Source organism: Acetobacterium carbinolicum, from assembly GCF_047456275.1.
In the GTDB taxonomy this organism is placed as follows: domain Bacteria; phylum Bacillota; class Clostridia; order Eubacteriales; family Eubacteriaceae; genus Acetobacterium; species Acetobacterium carbinolicum.
In genome coordinates this window covers 795954-815090 of sequence record NZ_CP173357.1, presented here as the reverse complement: position 1 = coordinate 815090, position 19137 = coordinate 795954, and the positions used below count along the sequence as shown (strand labels likewise).

Annotated in this window: 17 protein-coding genes; 1 reads left to right on the top strand and 16 read right to left on the bottom strand. The window is 43.3% G+C overall.

Translation table 11 applies throughout. The features are described 5' to 3' along the window. Nucleotides 1-11 precede the first annotated feature (11 nt). The 5 genes from nadA to modA all read right to left on the bottom strand — a co-directional run bounded on the left by nadA (nucleotide 12) and on the right by modA (nucleotide 4906). Nucleotides 12-920: a quinolinate synthase NadA gene (nadA, locus tag ACIZ62_RS03865; RefSeq protein ID WP_322519539.1), complete on the bottom strand. Its 909-nt coding sequence runs from the start codon at nucleotides 918-920 to the stop codon at nucleotides 12-14. Nucleotides 921-1111: 191 nt separating this feature from the next. Further along, entirely contained in the window at nucleotides 1112-2071 is a 960-nt protein-coding gene (locus ACIZ62_RS03860) for a CHAD domain-containing protein (RefSeq protein ID WP_414151247.1), read from the bottom strand. A gap of 162 nt (nucleotides 2072-2233) precedes the next feature. After that, on the bottom strand, nucleotides 2234-3307 hold the full coding sequence (locus ACIZ62_RS03855) for a sulfate/molybdate ABC transporter ATP-binding protein (RefSeq protein WP_414151246.1): 1074 nt from the start codon (nucleotides 3305-3307) through the stop codon (nucleotides 2234-2236). 4 nt (nucleotides 3308-3311) lie between these two features. Beyond that, complete coding sequence (gene modB / locus ACIZ62_RS03850; RefSeq protein WP_111889714.1) at nucleotides 3312-3995, bottom strand: molybdate ABC transporter permease subunit; 684 nt, start codon at nucleotides 3993-3995, stop codon at nucleotides 3312-3314. Nucleotides 3996-4111: 116 nt separating this feature from the next. After that, nucleotides 4112-4906 (bottom strand): molybdate ABC transporter substrate-binding protein, encoded by a 795-nt coding sequence (gene modA / locus ACIZ62_RS03845; RefSeq protein ID WP_111887870.1) that lies wholly within the window; start codon nucleotides 4904-4906, stop codon nucleotides 4112-4114. Between the two features lie 211 nt (nucleotides 4907-5117). Here modA and ACIZ62_RS03840 point away from each other — a divergent pair, with 211 nt between their 5' ends. Beyond that, the gene (locus ACIZ62_RS03840) at nucleotides 5118-5639 is read left to right on the top strand and encodes a helix-turn-helix domain-containing protein (protein WP_322519543.1); all 522 of its coding nucleotides are present in this window, start codon (nucleotides 5118-5120) and stop codon (nucleotides 5637-5639) included. Nucleotides 5640-5696: 57 nt separating this feature from the next. Here ACIZ62_RS03840 and dxs read toward each other — a convergent pair whose 3' ends face one another. The 11 genes from dxs to ACIZ62_RS03785 form a co-directional block, all read right to left on the bottom strand. After that, nucleotides 5697-7613, bottom strand: a complete 1917-nt coding sequence (gene dxs, locus ACIZ62_RS03835) for a 1-deoxy-D-xylulose-5-phosphate synthase (RefSeq protein WP_414151245.1) — start codon at nucleotides 7611-7613, stop codon at nucleotides 5697-5699. A 140-nt stretch (nucleotides 7614-7753) separates the two neighbouring features. Next, nucleotides 7754-10483 (bottom strand): EAL domain-containing protein, encoded by a 2730-nt coding sequence (locus tag ACIZ62_RS03830; RefSeq protein WP_414151244.1) that lies wholly within the window; start codon nucleotides 10481-10483, stop codon nucleotides 7754-7756. A gap of 188 nt (nucleotides 10484-10671) precedes the next feature. Further along, nucleotides 10672-12096: an APC family permease gene (locus tag ACIZ62_RS03825; protein WP_322519546.1), complete on the bottom strand. Its 1425-nt coding sequence runs from the start codon at nucleotides 12094-12096 to the stop codon at nucleotides 10672-10674. 247 nt (nucleotides 12097-12343) lie between these two features. Further along, nucleotides 12344-13186, bottom strand: coding sequence for a helix-turn-helix domain-containing protein (locus ACIZ62_RS03820; protein WP_111887876.1), 843 nt, complete (start codon nucleotides 13184-13186; stop codon nucleotides 12344-12346). Between the two features lie 119 nt (nucleotides 13187-13305). Then, nucleotides 13306-13716, bottom strand: a complete 411-nt coding sequence (locus ACIZ62_RS03815; protein WP_111887877.1) for a Rid family hydrolase — start codon at nucleotides 13714-13716, stop codon at nucleotides 13306-13308. Between the two features lie 10 nt (nucleotides 13717-13726). Next, complete coding sequence (locus ACIZ62_RS03810) at nucleotides 13727-14854, bottom strand: NAD(P)/FAD-dependent oxidoreductase (RefSeq protein ID WP_111887878.1); 1128 nt, start codon at nucleotides 14852-14854, stop codon at nucleotides 13727-13729. A 26-nt stretch (nucleotides 14855-14880) separates the two neighbouring features. Further along, nucleotides 14881-15198, bottom strand: a complete 318-nt coding sequence (locus ACIZ62_RS03805) for a (2Fe-2S)-binding protein (protein WP_111887879.1) — start codon at nucleotides 15196-15198, stop codon at nucleotides 14881-14883. Nucleotides 15199-15201: 3 nt separating this feature from the next. Beyond that, the gene (locus tag ACIZ62_RS03800) at nucleotides 15202-16788 is read right to left on the bottom strand and encodes an FAD-dependent oxidoreductase (protein ID WP_322519547.1); all 1587 of its coding nucleotides are present in this window, start codon (nucleotides 16786-16788) and stop codon (nucleotides 15202-15204) included. A gap of 42 nt (nucleotides 16789-16830) precedes the next feature. Next, the gene (locus ACIZ62_RS03795) at nucleotides 16831-17139 is read right to left on the bottom strand and encodes a (2Fe-2S)-binding protein (protein WP_111887881.1); all 309 of its coding nucleotides are present in this window, start codon (nucleotides 17137-17139) and stop codon (nucleotides 16831-16833) included. Between the two features lie 27 nt (nucleotides 17140-17166). After that, complete coding sequence (locus ACIZ62_RS03790; RefSeq protein ID WP_111887882.1) at nucleotides 17167-18300, bottom strand: tyramine oxidase subunit B; 1134 nt, start codon at nucleotides 18298-18300, stop codon at nucleotides 17167-17169. A gap of 238 nt (nucleotides 18301-18538) precedes the next feature. Next, nucleotides 18539-19066, bottom strand: coding sequence for a DUF5067 domain-containing protein (locus ACIZ62_RS03785; protein ID WP_414151243.1), 528 nt, complete (start codon nucleotides 19064-19066; stop codon nucleotides 18539-18541). Nucleotides 19067-19137 lie beyond the last annotated feature (71 nt).

Below are 19137 nucleotides of genomic sequence, written 5' to 3'. Positions count from 1 at the left end.
CATATGCTCGCTCATTGGGCCAGTTCCAGCATTTTTTCCAGGGCCATAACTGCCTTTGTTCGGGTTTGTTCATCAACATTTATCTGGTTGATGCCGTTTTCCAGGGCATGAGCCACCTTATGCAAGCTGATTTTTTTCATGTTGGGGCAGATCTGATTCTGATTGATCGGATAGAATTTTTTGTCGGGATTATTTTTCTCCAGTTGATAAAAAATACCAATTTCTGTCCCGATGATAAATTCTTCGGCGTCACTGGCAGTGGCGTAATCAATGATCCCTGAGGTACTTCCGACATAATCGGCGGCACCAATCACTGTCAGCGTACATTCGGGATGGACGAGCACCTCTGCGTTGGGATGAGCAGCCTTGGCTTCTTCTAGCTCATCGATCATGATTTCATCATGGACGTGGCAATAGCCATCATTGAAGATAAAATTCTTTTCCGGAAGCTGGCTGGCAATGTATCGGCCGAGGTTTTCATCCGGCACAAAATAGATGTTTTGCTGGGGTAATGCCCTGACTATTTTTAGCGCATTAGATGAGGTCACACAGACATCCACGAATTTTTTTATTTCGGCGGTTGAATTGATATAGCAAACCACTGCCAGATCCTCATAGTTTTCCCGAACTTCCTTAATTTTCTCAATTGCAGCCATATGGGCCATCGGACAATCAGCAAGGGCTTCCGGCATGATCACCGTTTTTTGAGGACTGAGAATTTTAGCACTTTCGCCCATAAAGGTAACCCCGCAAAAGACAATCACTTTTTGAGGTAGCTCGACAGCAATTTTACTGAGATAATAGGAATCACCGACATAGTCAGCAATTTCCTGAATTTCATCACTGACATAGTAATGGGCTAAAATAACCGCATCTTTTTCTTTTTTTAATTTTTCTATTTTTAACAAGATCTCTTTCAATTTTTTATGCCTCCACCTTTTAATCGGTTTTTTATGATTAAAAGTATAGCACTTATCTTTACACCTGACAAGCTGACTGTAAAGTTTATTTCAGATATTTAATGGTTATCGTTGAAATACTGTACCGACTGATCGTTAATCTGTTGCGACAATTGTCGGTACTGCTTTCTCTTTTTGTCTAACGTTTTTATTTAATTTATCAATTTTTTAATCTTTCGGTTCCCTTCCATCATTTGCCCGCCGATAATGATGCCAGCCTGATAGTGGAGCGTAACGTCGTTGCTTTCTGAAGTGAGCTGTTCGAGTAAGTGCTGGTTGGCGAAAACGTCGTGGAAATAGCCCAGATCGTCCTGAATTTTTTCAAACGCGTCCATTGATTTGCGGGTTTTCCGATCAAGAATGGAAGACAGCGCTTCGATGGCATAGCGGAGTTTTTTACTTTTAATGCGAACCCGGTGAACGGCTTGCTGATTTTTTACATCGAGACTTTTCATGCTCTTTTTGATTTTTTTGCGCCAATTGCCAATTTGTTTTTTTGTATAATCTTTAAGGGACGCTAAAAGCAGTGGCGTCTCTTCATCCCAGGGATCATTGAGCTCCCATACCCAAAGGTCTAGTAGATCCAGGGCAAAGGCATCGGTTTTTAGATCGGCTAATAAGTGTTCAAAGGCGATGGCCCGCTTGTTCAGAAGATGGACTTCCAGTTTTCCGAAGTCGCTAATTTCCTGGTTAGTGTTTTTTCTTACTTTTAAAAGATCTTCCAGCAAAACATCCAGTTGTCGTACTTCGCCAAACTGCTGCCCCATTTTCCTCAAGGTATCCTGTTGTCGCTGATAACTTTCACCTTTGAATAATGGCTTAAAAAAAGCCAGCATCGCCCTGAACTTCCTAATTCTAACCCGAACCTGATGAACCCCTTCCGGATCACTATAATCTGCAAAAAAATCATCATAGGCATTTATGATTTCATTAAAGCCATTCTTCATGATAATCTCCACCGATGCGCCCACCTTTTTTTTTGCTTTTATATTCAGGCTTGATTGATTAACAATTTTTACTGATTTTATTGGCGGTATCTGGGGAAGTAACAACCCCTTTTCATATCGTCCCTGGTTTTCTAATAATAGGGCTGACATCTTTTCCATCATCATCGCTATTTTCCTTCCTTTCATATTAATGATTTTTAGCGCTTTTATTTATATACCCATCGGTGCCTAAAACCCATAATCTAATTGATTGTTTTTATCGAAAATAAAAACAGGAAATCAACAAAGGCTGACTTCCTGTTTTAAATTATGAGCGGGCCGTTAAATTCAGTGAACCACAAAGAACACATATTCCGGGTTGATATAAATGACAAAGGGTTCGCAAAGATTATCTAAGCGATTGCGTTCTTCCCGGCTGATTTCACACTGAATATGAAAATCATCCCGACTATTGGGGCAGCAACCTATTTTTAAATAAAGTGATGTCCGAAAGGGCCCATCACTTTCATCGGCAATCCAAACCAGAAAACTGTTTTGCTGCTGGCCCTCCTGCTTGTCCACCAGTTTAACCTGATTAGCCCGGATTCCTAAATAACCGGACGCCGCTGTTATTTTTTTTTCCGTAGCAAGTGAAATATCCCACTGCGGTACATATAGTCGATTTTCGGAAAGCCGGGTTGCGGCCACGATGTTTTTACAACCGGTGATTTTTGCCGTCTCCAACGATGCTGGCCATTTAAAGATATCATCTTTTTGTCCATAGATTTCGACCTTTCCGGTGTTAAAAACCGCGATATAGTCAGACAGGCGGTAAGCCTCCTCGCGATTATGGGTGACAAAGAGAGTCATTCCCTGAAAATCTTTTAACAACTCCGCCATTTCACGCATCATATGATTTCTGAGATGCACATCCAATGCCGAAAATGGCTCATCTAATAACAGAATATCCGGTTCAACCGCCACCGCCCTGGCCAGGGCTACCCGTTGTTGCTGTCCCCCGGATATTTGGGAAGGGTAGCGTTTTCCAATATCACCTAAATGATATTTTTCCATTAAAGCACTGACCCGATTCTTTATTTCGATCTTAGACAGCTTATCAAGACCGAAGGCAATATTTTCCTCAATGGACATATTAGGAAAAAGCGCGTAGTTCTGAAACAGGAAGCCTACCTTTCTTTCTCCCATGGAAAGATTGATTCTTTTTTCTGAATCAAAGAAAGTTTTGCCATTGATAATAATCTGTCCCTGATCCGGTTTAACCAATCCGGCAATGCAGCGCAACAGCATACTTTTTCCCGAACCGGAAGCCCCTAAAATACCAATAACCTCTTCTTTTGACTGTAGTTTAACATCAAGCTGGAAGCCGTAGAGTTTCTTTTTTATATCAACTAAAAATTCCATTTAATCACCCTCCCAAGCCCCGCTGCTGATTCTTTTTGTAGCTTTCCCAGTAATTATTAATCACGAGAACGGTCAGTGAAATGGCGAAGATAATCATCACCCAGATCAGAGCAATCTTCATTTCGCCACTCTGAGTGGCAAAATAAATAGCGACCGGAATGGTTTCTGTTTTTCCTGGAATACTGCCGGCCACCATCAGGGTTGCTCCAAATTCGCCGAGACATCGCGCAAATGTCAATGCCGTGGCGGCAGCAATCCCGGGCCTGGCAACCGGAACGGCTACCCGCCAAAAGACCTTTCTTTCCGATGCCCCAAGGGTTCTGGCGGCACTAAGGATATTGGGATCGATTTGTTCAAATGCACCCATCGTCGTTTTATACATCAGTGGAAAAGCCACAACAATGGCAGCTATCACAGCCGCATACCAGGAAAAGATAATATTTACCCCAAATATTGATAAGAAATTACCAATTGGACCGTTTTTCCCGATCAAAAGAAGGATGGCAAATCCTGCAACTGTTGGCGGTAAGACCAGTGGAAGCGTTAAAATACCATCAATCAAACCTCTCCATTTTCCTTTATAATTGGTCATCAGCCATGCAACACTAATCCCCAGAAAAAAATTAATGGTTGTCGCTGTTAGCGTAACTTTGATTGAAATCCAAGCTGGTGAAAAATCGAAATTGATACACCTCACTCCCTTCTACACTTCTTAATTAACCTGAATTTTATACCGATGTCATTGCTTTTAGCTGCTGTTTATAAAAGCAATCTGGCTTAAATCCTCTGTTTTAACGCTGAAATTTAGAGTGTTTTAAATCCATATTTAACAAAAACATCTTTAGCTGCGTCCGTACTTAAAAAATCGATGAATGCTTGTGCTGGTTCTGAATTTTTACTGGTTTTAATCACCGCTGTTGGGTAAATAATTGCTTTATGTGATTCATCCGAAGCGACCGCAATTGTCTTAACTGAATCAGACACCTTTGCATCGGTTGAATAAACAACGCCGGCATCAACATTTCCCGTTTCAACCCAGGTTAATACTTCTTTAACATCTTTACCATATACTAATTTATCGGTTATTTGATCCATTACATTATAGTGATTAAAAACATCAACTGCATATTGACCAGCTGGCACAGTTGAAGGTTCTCCAATAGCGACTTTTTTAATCGAAGGATCAACTACTTGCGCAAAATCCGTAATGGTGGCGGTAGAATCTTTAGGTACGATCAAAACAACATCATTGCCAAGCAGCTCTTTGATGGTATCATTACTTAACAATTCAGCATCTTTTAAATTGTTCATATACTTCGTGGATGCAGACAAGAAGACATCGACATCAGCGCCTTGTTGAATTTGTTCGGCAAGTGAACCAGAACTTCCAAATGTAATTGCCAGCGTTACATCGGGTTCCTCCTTGGCATATAAATCCTGAATTTCTGTCATGGCATCTTTTAAACTGGCAGCGGCTGAGATAGTCATTGATACCGGTTCCGAATTACCTTCCTCCTTGGCTGCTGACTGACAACCTGCCAGTGCAAAAACCATTGATACCAATGCGATCAGTACAATTCCTCTTTTCAACGCTTTCATCTCTCTTCTCCTTTTTCGTGTTTTTATTATGTTTTGTTACGTTTCGATGTTTTTTATTATACAAAACACCAGGTTCAAAGTCAATTCATTCCATGTTTTTATTTAAAACACGTTATCAACACTATCCGATATCAAGAACCTTGTTTTATTTCTTTTATATTCATCGATTCTTGTATATAATAGAAAGATAATCAAAGAGGAGGCGATCATAGTGAATGATGAACTTTTATACACCCCAGAAGAAATCAGCAAAAAACTTAAAATAACTAAAAACACGGTTTACGAAATGATCAAACGGGGCGATCTTGATGCCCATCGTTTAGGTAAGCATCTGCGCATTTCCCAGTCCCAGTTCGAAAATTATTTATTAAAATCGAAGGGTTCATCCAATCAGTATCAGGGAACGGTGTTTATGGAAGCGGATGAACAATTTGTCAAAGTTGATGATATCACGATCCATGTTCATACCGAATTAACTGGAGAGGTGAAACTTTCTATCCGACCGGAGGATATCATTCTCAGTCTGGAACCATTTACCAGCAGTGCCCGAAATATTTTTAAAGGGGTTGTTGTTGATTTGATCGAAAACAATGATGGCGTTAAGGTTGTTCTGGACATTGGCATTCCTTTGATGTCACTTATCACCAGAAAATCCATGAATAATATGCATATTACCAAGGGCTGTGACCTATATGCGATTTTTAAAACCATGTCCGTTAGTGTCTATAAATAACGATTTGGGTCGTTTATGCATTTTTTTAGTTAACAAATCATCTAAATCTAAAGCGGCTTACGCCGTTTTTTTTTCTACTATTTTAGCGATCTCAGTTGCAATCTGCCCAGGTAAAAACCCGCAACAGTCATACAACGAAGTCAGATCGCCCTGTTCCATTAAAGGGTTTTCAATCGCACGAATCCGCAATTTGCCAGGATTTATTTGCTCATCCTGGGCAATCGCAGCGGCCAGCTTCTCTCCGATGCCACCACTTTTGACGCCTTCTTCCAGAATATAGACAAGCTCTGGCTGTTGTAGCAGTGGTAGCATTTCGCTTAAATCCAGGGGGTAAACCTTGACCAGCTTGATCAGACGGATGGAATACGTTGCCCTTAATAGGGCAATGGCATCATAGGCATTTTCTGTTATCCTGCCATAGGTTACCATCACAATTTCTGGTTTAACGGTCTGATGGGCAGCTCTATTGACATCCTGATTGAAAAAATCCTGATAACTCAAACCCTTAAGCTTTATAAACCCACTGCGGTCATATTTTTTCTCGGCACCTTTGGGATAACGAATCACTGCCAGGCTTTTATTTTCAAAACAGGTTGCAAAGCTCATTTTCATTTCATCATAGGTTTCCGGGCTATAAATCTTTATTCCCGGGATGGAGCAGAGGTAAGAACAGTCGTAGATGCCCTGATGGGTAATCCCGTCTCCGGGCACCAGTCCACACCGATCCAGAGCCATAATCAAGGGCAGTTTTTGAATGGCCGCATCATGAATCAGTTGATCATAAACCCGTTGGACGAAGGTTGAATAAATGGCACAAACCGGGGTTTTTCCGTTGGCCGAAAGACCGGCTGCAAAGGTGACGGCATGTTCTTCGGCAATCCCCACATCATAAAAGCGCTGGGGATGAGCCTGAGAAAATTTATCCAGGCCGGTGCCGCCGGTCATCGCGGCGGTAATCGCACAGATAGAAGCGTTGGTGTTCGCTGCAGCTACCATGATCTTTCCGAAAACGGCCGAAAAAGTATCTCCCGAGGGTTTCGCTTCAATTCCTTTGGACAGATCAAAGGGGCCTGAAGAATGATACCTTTCCGGATGCTCCTCGGCATGCTGATACCCCTTCCCTTTTACCGTGTGGACATGAACCAGGCAGCAATTTTGTTTGCTTTTTGCTTCACTAAGCACCGATTCCAACTTTTTCAGATCACCACCATCAACCGGTCCCAGGTAATCCAGACCCAAATGTTCAAAAAAGTTCTCGGCTACCACCCGTTTTTTTATCTGCTTTTTAAATTTTCGGGTACCTTTAATCAGGCCCTCCCCGACTAAGGGAATCCTATGCAAAACAGACTGGGTATGATGTTTTAAATTAAAATAATTCTGACTGTTTCTGATTTTTGATAAATAATTAGATAGGCCACCGACATTTTCCGAGATGGACATTTCATTGTCATTGAGGATAATGATTAATCTCAGATTTTTTTTATTGCAATTATTTAGGGCTTCATAAATCATCCCGTTTGTGAATGATCCATCCCCCACTACAGCAACGACATAATGCTGCTTGCCATCTAACTGATTGGCCATGGCCAGACCCAGGGCCGCCGATACGGAAGTACCACTATGCCCGGCCCCAAAAGCATCACACTCGTTCCGATTGGTAAAACCAGAGATACCCTGCCACTGACGTAGGGTATTAAACTGCTGCTGCCGTCCGGTTAACAATTTATGAGCGTAGCATTGGTGACCTACATCAAAAACAATTTGATCATCGGGGGCGTCAAAAACAAGGTGGATAGCCAGGGTGGTTTCAACAATACCCAGATTGGAAGCCAGATGTCCACCATTTTTTGATACCGTTTCTAAAATTCTACTCCGTAGTTCTCCGGCCAGATTATCAAGGTCTGTACGGGACAGACTCTTTAAATCCTGGGGGGATAAAATATCATTTAATATCGTCAATTTGAATCCTTTCACTGTTTCTTCCCCACACCGCTAGGGATCATCGAAACAATTGCCATCAATCGCAGCATTATTTTGATCGTTTTTTATTTTTACAGATTCTTATTTGAACCCGACTGAAGCCGCAATCATATCACAGGAAAAATAATTTTTCTTTAATCCTCTTTACCTGAAATTTTTTCTGAAACCTTCTCTGTTATCAGCTTTTCAAAGTCATCGACTGATAGGGGTTTATGAAAATAATAGCCTTGAACTTCATCACAACCATTTTCTTTCATAAACTCAAATTGTTCAATCGTCTCAACTCCTTCAGCAATGACCTTCAAATCCATTTGTTTTGCCAGGTTCAAGATGGCTTTGGCAATCTTTCCATTATCATTTGCCGGGTAATCCTTAATAAATTCCCGATCAATTTTCAGACGGTCAAAATTGAAATTTCGCAGGTATTTTAAGGATGAATAACCGGTCCCGAAATCATCAATGGCCACTTTAACACCCAGGGCTTTGATTTTCTCCAGTTGACTTCTGGCCCCTTCCATATTTTCAACTAGAATCCCTTCGGTAATTTCAACTTCCAGCAATTCTGCCGGCATTTCATATTTTTTTAGAAGCGTCTCAATAATTTGCGGAAGATCTGATTTTTTAAATTGAATCGGCGATAAGTTCACCGCCACCACATTTTTTTTGTTTGTCCGATCCAGCCACTTTTTGTTTTGTTTAATCGCTTCTTCCAAAACCCAATTGCCGATGGGAATAATTAATTCGGTGCTTTCTGCCACCGGAATAAATTGATCTGGACTGATTTGCCCGAGATTCCCGTTATGCCATCGCAACAGGGCCTCGCTGGCAAAGATTGCCCTGGTTCCGACTTGCACCTGAGGCTGATAGACTAAACTGAGTTCGTTCTTTTCAAGCGCACTCCGCAGCTCGGTTTCTAACTTTAAATTGTTAAAATAATTTTCTTTAATCTCTTTTTCATAAAAAACATAGGTGTTATCACCCGTTTGAAGGGCGTAGTTTTTAGCGATGTTTCCATATTCAATGAGCTTTTCCAGATCAGCACTATCCTCCTGAAAAACAGCGATGCCAATCGACACGTTTAGGTAAACCTTCTCGTCACCAATGTCGATAGGTTCTTTTAAATAGATCATCATCTTATTCATCAGATGATCCATTGCCAATCTATCAACACAATTAACCCGAGAAATGACGAACTCGTCTTTACGAAGAAGTCCCAGGAGATCCCCGCTGTTTAAGAATGTCTGAATCCGCCGGGATGCCTCTCTCATGAAAATGTTCCTGACTTCTTTTCCTAAATTATCACGCAGCCGATTAAAATTTGTAATCTGGATAACAATGATCGCCAGATGATTAACCTGCTTAATAAATTCCCGGGTTTTAATCTCAAAAAGCGCCTGATTTGGCAGTCCGGTATTTTCATCATAATGTTTAATTTTATTGATGGCCTCTTGAGTAATCTTTATTTCGGTTAAATCTTCAATGACCTCCAGATAATTACTTAAGGTCTCACTTTTGCTGTCTAACATTCTCGAGATGGTCATATATTTGGAATATCTGGTGCCATCTTTTTTTTCATCGACAATTTCTCCCTGCCAGTTGCCTTCCTCCTTGACCGTTTTCCAGATCTCGCGGTAAACCGCATGTAAATTCTCCTCTGCTTTGAAATCGATCGGTTTTCTGCCCATGATCTCGTCTTCCGAATAGCCAGTAATGGCTGAAAACGCCTTGTTAACATAGACAACCCGCATCTCGGCATCCATAATGATAATCCCTTCTTTGGAATTTTTAAAAATACTATCGGTGATTTTCTCCCGGGAGCTGGCTTCCTTTTTCTGTATCAGCAACCGGGCAACAATCAGACTGACAATGCCTAAAACAAGAATCAGCAAAGCGGCGATAAGCATCATGTTCCGGTTATTTTCATTTATAAAAACGCCTAAGGTGTCTAGAGGAGCCGCACCAACTAAGATCCACCGCAGATTTTGATAGCCTTCTAATGGATAAATGGGTGTATAAAAATAGAGATCCTTGCCATCATCGAAATAGCCATTGCCGTTATTCAAAATGGCCTGCCAAATTTCCGGATTTTCCTGGCTGAATGTACCTTCCTCGTGATTGCTGTACATAAACGAAAAGTCTTTGTCGCTGTTCTCACTTAACAGATAATAACCTTCATCATTTAATAGCAAAACCTTCATATCCATATTACTTTGTGAATCATTTTCGATTTGATCCAACATATTTTTAGCCAGATAGTCTAAAACCAGGATTCCCTGTCGTTCACCTTCATCATTAAAAACCGGTATCGTCAGTCGCATTACCGGTTTCACCGGCATTTCGACTTCTCCCCCCTCTTTACTCAAATCCATCGGTGAAATATAAATTTCACCGGAAATCAGCTTCATTGCCTCCAAAAAATAGGTCTGATCACCCTTATTTTCCAAGGCGCTGTCCGCAACCGCTGTGGGGCCATTTTCAGTATCATTCACGCGCACCTTTTCAGCCCCATCAATGCCGACAAACCGGATCGAATCATAGATTTTTTTATTTGTCATCATATTGGAAAGCATTCGTTTTAACTCACCTTGATTATTAACATCCGCCGAGTTATTAATATAGTCCTTCATTTCGCCCGAGTGCAGAATAATGTTACCATCTGAATTGATATCTTCAAAAATCAAATTGACGTTGACGCTGACAATCTCACCGCTATTTTGTTGTCTGATTTTTATGATGTTCTTTTCATTTTCAATATTGATATTAATAAAAAGACCTGCCAAAGCCACCACAATCAGCAATCCTGCTACAAAGATCATTAAAAAATTCTTTAGCATCTGTTTTATGCGCGTATTTTTAGTCTCCATCATCATTGTCCTTTCGATCAAATTTCTTATGATCATTATACTCGACTGACCACAGTGATGCAATTAAATCCATGCCCGAGTAAAAATCAACAAAAAGCCACACATCTTAGATGCATAGCTTTTTTTGTGCTTTTTACTCGGGTTTTAAATCCTTATTTGACCGATACTTGGCATTTTTGTTGAGAGCATTAGCCGATACTTGGTTCAATAACCGCTTTCGGTTCGATGACTACTACTGGTGCCTCACTTTTTAGATTAAGTGCATGCACATCCGGGGTGTGAAACAAAGGCATTTTTTTGATGATCTTTACCCACACCACCGAATAGGTGACAAGCAGCGCCAGTAAGATAAAGAAGATCTTATAGATCAGCGTTCGGGCTTCCCCCTCAGCAATGTTCCAGATCATAAAAAGATTACCGGCGATACATAAAAATTGTGGAATTCCAAATAAGGTCAACTTCTTATTTCGACCCGGCATATCCGGATATTTTTTTCGCAGGACCAACACCGAAATATTGACCAGAATATAGGAGGTTAACCAGAAACAAGATGCCGCCAATAAGATATTGGAAAGACCTGATGATTGGGTAAACCCTGTTGCCAGCAAAACAAAATTACCGCCAAAAATGAGAATCAGACCGCCAATCGGCACCTTGTTTTTGTTCTTTTTGGCAAATATTTTGGGCATACACTCATCCTGAGCCATCCCGGAGAGAATTTTTCCGACGCTGCCAAGTACGGTATTAACCGTGCTGACACCTGCTAAAAGGGTAACAATCCCCATCCAGTAGACTCCAAATTGTCCCAATAAATTCTCTGCAAAGATCATATGCGGCAATGCCTCGCTTCCCAATTCTGCCAGGGTGACATAATTGGTCATCCCAACACCCAACATGGCCTGGACAACAAATAGCATCACAATCCCCAGAATCATGGACAGGGGCACATCGCGCTTGGGGTTCTTTAAATCTTTAGCCAGGGGAATCACAAATTCGATACCAATAAACAACCAGAATGCCACGGCTGCCAGTGAGACATAGCCACTGAGCCCAACGACCGGAGCTGCGGTCTGTTGGGCTGCCGTTATTACCGGTCCAACCCCCAGCTTAAAGAAACTAATAATGCCCATCACGGTCATCGATCCGATTAGCAAAACAACTACGATGCTTTGAACCCTGGCAAAAAGGTTGACGCCCTTGTAATTAATAAAGAATAAGATGGACAGGATGGCCACACTAAGAACTGGTGCGGGAATCATTGGTAAAAAGTATGCATTAATGACCATCCCACACATGGCCATCTCCACCGAGGCGGCCAGAATGCTGGTAATCACATAGGCTGACAGATTTGAGATAATCGACGCCACCGGCCCCAGACCAGCCAGGGTATATTGTCCCAGTCCACCTTCCACGTTCGGCATAATTGCATAAAGCTCACCAAAGGTAATCGATAGCATGATATTTAAAATCAGCACCACAAACAACGACACAATAAATCCGGTTCCGGCCAGGCCCATTCCACGACCCAGGGTCAGCAGACAGCTGGTGGCCACAATGAGTCCTACGCATACCGACACGGCGCTTCCCAATCCCAGTTTTTTCTTGTTTTCCATAATCGTCTCCTTATAATTAAATTCTCATCATAAAATTTTTTTCTTGTGAAGCCATAAAAAAAGATGCCCGGACACCTGCTAACAGATATCCGAGCACCCTTGCTCTTGTTTTATTTTTTATTCTCTATACGTTTGATTAAAGATTTTGCCAATTGATACATGTAATTGTGCAGGCGATTAATAATCGCCCCTACATTAATGTTAATTCGACTTATAATAACAATAATTTCTAAATCATAATTTATCTTTAAATCACGATTAATCGCTTGTTATATTCTATTTCCTTTAAAGAATGAACATACTTTCCCGGTGTCGTATTGGTGAGTTCATAAAAATCCCGGATCATGTGGGATTGGTCATAGTACCCCAACTCGATGGAAAGCTGTGCCAGATTGGCATCAAAAATGTTTTTATCAAAATTATTGAGATTGCTCAACAAATGTTGAAACCGGATCAGTTTACAAAAGATCTTCGGCGGCAAGCCAAATTCCCGGGAAAACACCTTATTAATGGTGCGCACTGAATAACCAGCGGTTTCGGCCAATTCACTGACCTTGATCTGGCCAGCGGTAGCGCTTATTTTTTTAAGCAGAAACTGCTTTAAATTTCTGTTTTTATCCTCTGCCTGAGACTGCTGATAGAGGGGGATATACATTTTTAAAAACGCCTGGATCTGATTATTAAAATCTCGGCTGGTGGTGATCGTATCAAACAATTCCTTATTTTTAATCACTTCCAGAAAGGGAATTTGATTTTCCACAAAATCGGACATCGCCACATGATTAAAGTTAAAGGACAAACCGGGCATAAAACGAATGCCAAAAAAATAGCTGCGTTTATTATTTACGATCCGGGGCTGTAACACCGTTCCGCAAATATTGGCATAAGGCTGTTTGTCATCGCAGCAAAAGAGCATATCGATGCATCCGTCGGGCACGGCAATAACTTCATTGCCGATGACATCATTATTAAAACTATAAAAATGAGAAATGCCATAATCCATCACCACCGCCTTGTAATAACGCGAGGTTGCCATCACAAAATAAGGCTGCTTGGGACTGACAATTATTTTATTCTGATCACCAATCATTGGCCTCCTCCGTCCTGTTATTTTTACCACTTTGGCATATATACATTATAACATACGAATATTCTATTATTATAGCCATCCTTTGAGCATTTATCGCCGCTTTTAAGCTGAATAAATGATTACTCAGCCACTAAGGTGGCACCAATCACTGCATCGGTTTCAATTTCCACCAATTGAGTAGGACGATTCAGCATGGTCGTACCCACGATGGTAAATAGTGGTTTAACCGGTTTGAAAATTTCGGAATAAGCTTTGCCAATTTCCGGCGCATATTTCATATCGGTGGTATAGACTTTTATCCGGATCACATCTTCTTTTTTTGCTCCGGCTCTGACCAATAAATCGACATGCTTTTCCAGCACATATCGCGTTTGCGCATAGGGATCATCTTCCCCATAAACCGAGCCATCCGGCAAAACCGAGGTGGTACCGCCAATATAGATAAAGGGACTGACCTTGACCATCCGGGAGTATCCGGCTTTTTCTTCCAGCGGTGCGCCGGACGAATAATTGGTTCTTAATAATTCCATTTGTTGCTCCTTAAATTTTCGCTTTAAAGCGGTCGTATCGAAACGCACTCAGATCCAGGGTTGTTGTTTCTGCTGTTGCCAGTTCGGATAAAAGTAACCCTACCGTGGGCGCGATACCAAAGCCATGGCCGGAAAAGGCGGCGGCAATAATCAGTCCCGGCACCTCTTCCACCGGGCTGATGACCGGTACCATGTCGGCACAGACATCCATCCAACCCGCCCAGGTTCTAACAATCTTGACATCCTCCAACATCGGAAAGTACTTCATAATTCCCCGACAAATACAGGAAGCGGTAATACTGGCAGTCGTGGGTGTGCCATTGTCCCGGTTCACCCCTTCAAACCCCGATGATCCCCCAAAAACAAAGGAACCGTGGGTGCTCTGGTGCCCGTAAAAATCGGCAGCGGCAGTTCCCAGCATCTGGTAGAACATCGGCGGCTGGGCTTCGGTGACCAATACCTCCAGCAAAGCCTGAGTCATGGGGATATCAATTCCTAATTGGGAGGCCAGTTCCCGGCTTTCGTAACCGGCGGCCAGAATAATCGTCGCCCCTTCATAAACAGCGTTTTGGGTCACCACCTGCCTGGCCTTACCCCGGATCTTACGGATCTCCTGGACTCCTTCGCCGGTGATAAAGCGAACCCCCAACTGTCGGGCTTTCCGATAATAAGCCAGGGTTGTCAGCATCGGGTTGGCATGACCATCAGTGGGACACCAACTGGCACCGGTAACCTCTTGCGAAAGATAAGGACAGATCGCTCGGGCTTCTTCACCGCCAATCATTCGGACCTCCAAGCCGCCAGCGGCAGCGTCTTTGGTCAATCCGCTCAAAATATCAAGGTGCGCTTCAGTTTTACCCAAACGCAGATTCCCTTGCTGATAATATTCCACATCCATATCAAGTTCCTCGGACAGGGTTGGCCAGATGTTTTTAATGCCATACATGGCCAGTGGCAATTCCCGTTTGTCCCGGCCGGACTGGCGAACACCGCCGCCATTTCGGGACGATCCGCCATTCCCGATGCTCTCGCTTTTTTCCAGGACAATAACAGAACAGCCTTTTTTAGCCAGATAATAGGCGGCTGCATTGCCAATGACGCCGCTGCCAATAATAATGATGTCTGCATTGTTTTTCATGTTATTTTCCTCATCTAATTTCTCTTCTATTTTTCATTTCCTAAAACCTTCATTTCAAGCGGCCGCATCGGTGCCCGGGAAACCGCCGGTTCCAGATCCAGGGGGGATACCCCAAGTTCCCGGGCTACAATCCCCTTGATCAAGCGGCCGCAGGTTTGTCCCTGACAGAGACCCATACCGGTTCTTAAATAGCGTCTGATTTCTGTTAATGTGAACATCCCATCGTGAACCGCTTTTCTGATTTCGCCTTTGGTGATTTCTTCACAGCGGCAGATGATCATGGCGTCATCTGCCGCGGGGAGATAGTCACCCAGATTTCGTGATCGATCCTTGTTATTTTGCATCGTCTACACCTCCTGTGCCGCTTTAAAAAAGCGGGCCTTCATGGCCATGCTAAGCGGCACCTTCATGGTTACTAAACTGGTTTTGTCAAAAGCCGGAAGGCTTTTGACTTCCGTAATTTCCGCCCCACAGATTTCTTGACCACTACGATCCAGGGCCATTCCCTGGCATCCTTTTTCCGGCAGCGGGTAAAACTCATAGGGGATGGTCACCATTGCTGTGCCCGCTTCTTCGTCCTCTTTGACTAAGAAGATCGACTGTCCGGAACAGGCCGCCACGCAGAGGCCGCAACCCGAACACTGAGCATCGGCCCTGACTACGGGCAGGGAGGTGATTTTTTCACCGATGCTGATACACTTTTTCGGACAGGCATCCTGACAGGGGTTACAGGGAATATTTTGGGAACATTCGATAACGGGACGAATCCCTTTTGCTTTTGTGACGCCCGGATAGCTTAAAACTTCTTCGTTGGTGAGATAGCCTCGTGTCAACAAACTCTGGGAAACCTCATAGCCTTCCTCGGTGTGTTTGACTTCCCGGCCCTTGTTTTCGGGACTAAACATCCCCGCTCTTAGAGCCAGCAACGCCTCTTCCAACTCCCGGACCTTATCGGTTAGTTCTTCGCTGTCAATAAAACCTAACCGGGCAGCCGCCGCCACACCGGCGATACGGCCCTCAATCATGGCTGAGCTGGCCTCTTCAATTCCGGAAACATCACCCGCCACAAAGATTCCCGCTATCGAAGTTTCGCCATAAGAATTACCCATTGGCACATAACCACCCTTGGCGGGATTTTCTTCCATCGCACAACCAGCCATTTTAAGTAACTGGGACATCGGCGATAAACCGACCGCCAGACAGATAGTATCGACCTCAAAATCTTTTTGTGATCCCGGGATCACCTGCCATTTTGAATCCACCTCAGCGATGCTCACTCCGGTAACATAGTCATTACCATGGGCCTTGATAATGGTGTGGGACAAATAAAAGGGCACCCCGCAGCGGGCCAGCTTGGCAGCATGAACCCCATAGCCGCCAATTCTGGGAGCGGCATCCACCAGGGCCACCACCTCACAGCCAGCCTGCAGTAATTGATAGCTGACCACCAGCCCGACGTTACCAGTTCCCAGCATCAGCACTTTTTTCCCCGGTCGGATGCGGTGGAGATTCATCATCGTCTGAGCCGCTCCGGCACCAATAACGCCAGGTAAGGTCCAACCATCAAAGGTGATCATATTTTCGGAGGCACCGGTTGCTACGATAATGGCATCCCCTTTGTAATGGATCACCTCATCACCTTGGGAAACCAGCACTTCCTTATCCAGATAGAGCCCCGCCACTACGGCATTCAGGACCACCTCGACCCCAGCAGTTTGAGCTTCTTTTAATAAATCCTCGCCAATTTTAAAGCCACGGATTTTAGCCTTATGTTCTTTTGATCCAAAAAACTTATGGATCTGTTTAAATAATTGTCCGCCGGGTCTGGCATTTTCGTCAAAAACAATGACCCGCAGTCCTCTTTTGGCCGCCTCAATGGCGGCGGATAGCCCGGCCGGACCGGCACCGACGACTATTACATCATATCTTTTCATAACCCACCTATTCCTTTTTCTTGTCCTTAACCCAGGTTGTTTTTACTTTTTTGCACCCACCCCGTATTGGGTTAAAACAGTCATTCCTGCCACCAGCGGGGTGACACAGGTTCGTACATTTGGTTTGCCATCCACAACCATAACACAATCGGTACAGCGGCCAATGGCACAAAAGATGCCTCTTGGGGTATTTTCTTTGTGCGTGTGGCGTAAAGCCATCACCCCAGCCGCCCGTAGCGCCATGGCAATGGGTTCGGCTTCGTAACCTTCTATCGGTTTTCCATCAAAGTAAAAGGTGACCAAGCGGCCTTTATTGCTTTCACCCAAAATCGGGTGTTCTGTGATTCTCATTTTGATGCTCCTTTCAGTGATAACGATTTATGCCAGATAGGGTTCGTCCCAGAGGTTCAGCTTGGTTCCGATCCCTTTTTCAAGGGCCTTGCGATAAAGTCTTGTACCCCAGGCAATGTCTTCCACCGGCATGCCGCCGACGGTGTAAAGAATGATCTCATCCTCTGATTGCCGGGCCGGTGTTCTGCCGGCAATAATGTTACCCAGATCGCTGACATCCTCGGGTTTCATGATTCCTTTTTCAATCAGATCCATGTAGTGAACAGCTAATAATCCGACAATTTCATAGCGCGGTGCGGGTAATTCTTCACTCCAGGCTTCGTAGAGTTTGAAATTATCAACCACATTTCTAGCCCGATTTAAGATAAAATCGTCATCAAACCGAACATTTGCCGGCATACAGAATAAGGTGCCGGGTTTAATCCATTCTTCTTTAATATAAGGATAGGACTCAGAACCCACCGATCCCGATGTTGCCACACTGACAATATCAGATCCTCTGACCGCTGCTTCCATGGTATCCACAATTTCAATGGTTTTAATCTGTGGAAATTCTCTTTTAACATAGTCCGCATAGGCTTCGGCAGTGGCCCTGCGGCGGCCATTTATTTTTATGGTATCGATCGTTGGACAGGTCACCATAAACGACGCCAAAGCAGTTTTATTCATGACCCCAGGGCCAATGATCCCCACCACCCGTGAATTTTTTCGGGCCAGATATTTGGCACCGACTCCGGGAATCGCGCCGGTACGAATGGCACTTAAGATATTCGCCGACATCAATGCCATCGGAGCCCCCGTCTCTTTGTCATTTAACATCACCGTCAGAATCGACCGCGGCAGACCTTTTTCCTTATTACTGGTATTCGACCCATACCACTTCATTCCGGCCATATCAAATTCACCACCTAAATAAGCTGGCATAGCCATATAGCGTCGATCCGGTCCATCAAGGGGCATATTGGGAAAGGGTGAGCTTTCCGGAAAGGACAGCATAATGCCGTGGGAGTTCCGGTTTGCTCCGCCCATAATATAATCGCCATCGCTCATCAGTTTAAACATTTCAATCATCGTGTCCACACAGCCGGCCATATCCAAAACCCCGGCTCTTATCATATCCGGTTCATTTAAGTATAAAAAATCAATTTTAGTTTCCATCATTATTTCTCCTCATCTTTTATTTGAAATACAACTAAGTGTTTCTCATAATTTTTAAAAAAATCATCGCCTACACAAGCAGATCATTTTCTTCAAAAATAAAAAAAGACAATGCGCTTACTTCCCTTGGGAAATCAGACCGCTTTGTCTTTCTGTCTATACTTTACGCTATTTTTAATGGATCTTATTGTAAAAATCGGAACTTTTTTAAATTTTTGACAATTATTACTCGCGCATACTTTTATGTGATGGGGACGGTGATCTCGGCAATCTCGTTTTTCCCTCTGACAAAGGTGACGGTGAGGGTTTTACTGTCTGTTTCCAGCGCATAGGCAATGCTTGCCGAACAGCTTCCGCCAATCGGGGTCTCCTGAATCATTCGGTTAGGGTCTTTAATATTATAGGCCTCAAGGTTATTCCCTTTGTCATCGACCACCACAAAGTCACCCTGGGCCAGAAAAAAATCCATGTCATATTTTTTCTGATAGCTGATATTGTTGTATGTGTAATCAAGAAAAATAACCTGTTTAGGATTGACATCGGTATCCGCACTTCTTTTTGCAGTTTTTCTAGCTCCGTTAATTGCGACACTGTAATCGCCAATGACAGTGGTTACTAAAAAGGGCTCATTTATCACCATTTCCGGTAGTTTTTTGGCCTGGGTACTGGCTGAATCTGTTTCAAGGTTAAAAATATTTTCCAATCCACAGCCGGTAAGCCCAAAAACAATTAAAACCCCCAGCATCAGAAAGATACTCTTATTTTTCATAACCCACCTCCGTATGCTTAAATTATAGCCCCACTGAAAGAGGAAGGCAAGGAGAATTGCTGATCCTTGTG

Coding starts and splice junctions, on each gene's coding strand:
- modA (WP_111887870.1), bottom strand. CDS start 4,906: ATGAAAGCGTTGAAAAGAGGAATTGTACTGATCGCATTGGTATCAATG.
- ACIZ62_RS03825 (WP_322519546.1), bottom strand. CDS start 12,096: ATGGAAAACAAGAAAAAACTGGGATTGGGAAGCGCCGTGTCGGTATGC.
- ACIZ62_RS03855 (WP_414151246.1), bottom strand. CDS start 3,307: ATGGAATTTTTAGTTGATATAAAAAAGAAACTCTACGGCTTCCAGCTT.
- ACIZ62_RS03795 (WP_111887881.1), bottom strand. CDS start 17,139: ATGAGAATCACAGAACACCCGATTTTGGGTGAAAGCAATAAAGGCCGC.
- ACIZ62_RS03800 (WP_322519547.1), bottom strand. CDS start 16,788: ATGAAAAGATATGATGTAATAGTCGTCGGTGCCGGTCCGGCCGGGCTA.
- ACIZ62_RS03810 (WP_111887878.1), bottom strand. CDS start 14,854: ATGAAAAACAATGCAGACATCATTATTATTGGCAGCGGCGTCATTGGC.
- ACIZ62_RS03815 (WP_111887877.1), bottom strand. CDS start 13,716: ATGGAATTATTAAGAACCAATTATTCGTCCGGCGCACCGCTGGAAGAA.
- ACIZ62_RS03860 (WP_414151247.1), bottom strand. CDS start 2,071: ATGATGATGGAAAAGATGTCAGCCCTATTATTAGAAAACCAGGGACGA.
- ACIZ62_RS03805 (WP_111887879.1), bottom strand. CDS start 15,198: ATGCAAAATAACAAGGATCGATCACGAAATCTGGGTGACTATCTCCCC.
- ACIZ62_RS03785 (WP_414151243.1), bottom strand. CDS start 19,066: ATGAAAAATAAGAGTATCTTTCTGATGCTGGGGGTTTTAATTGTTTTT.
- ACIZ62_RS03790 (WP_111887882.1), bottom strand. CDS start 18,300: ATGATGGAAACTAAAATTGATTTTTTATACTTAAATGAACCGGATATG.
- ACIZ62_RS03820 (WP_111887876.1), bottom strand. CDS start 13,186: ATGATTGGTGATCAGAATAAAATAATTGTCAGTCCCAAGCAGCCTTAT.
- ACIZ62_RS03830 (WP_414151244.1), bottom strand. CDS start 10,483: ATGGAGACTAAAAATACGCGCATAAAACAGATGCTAAAGAATTTTTTA.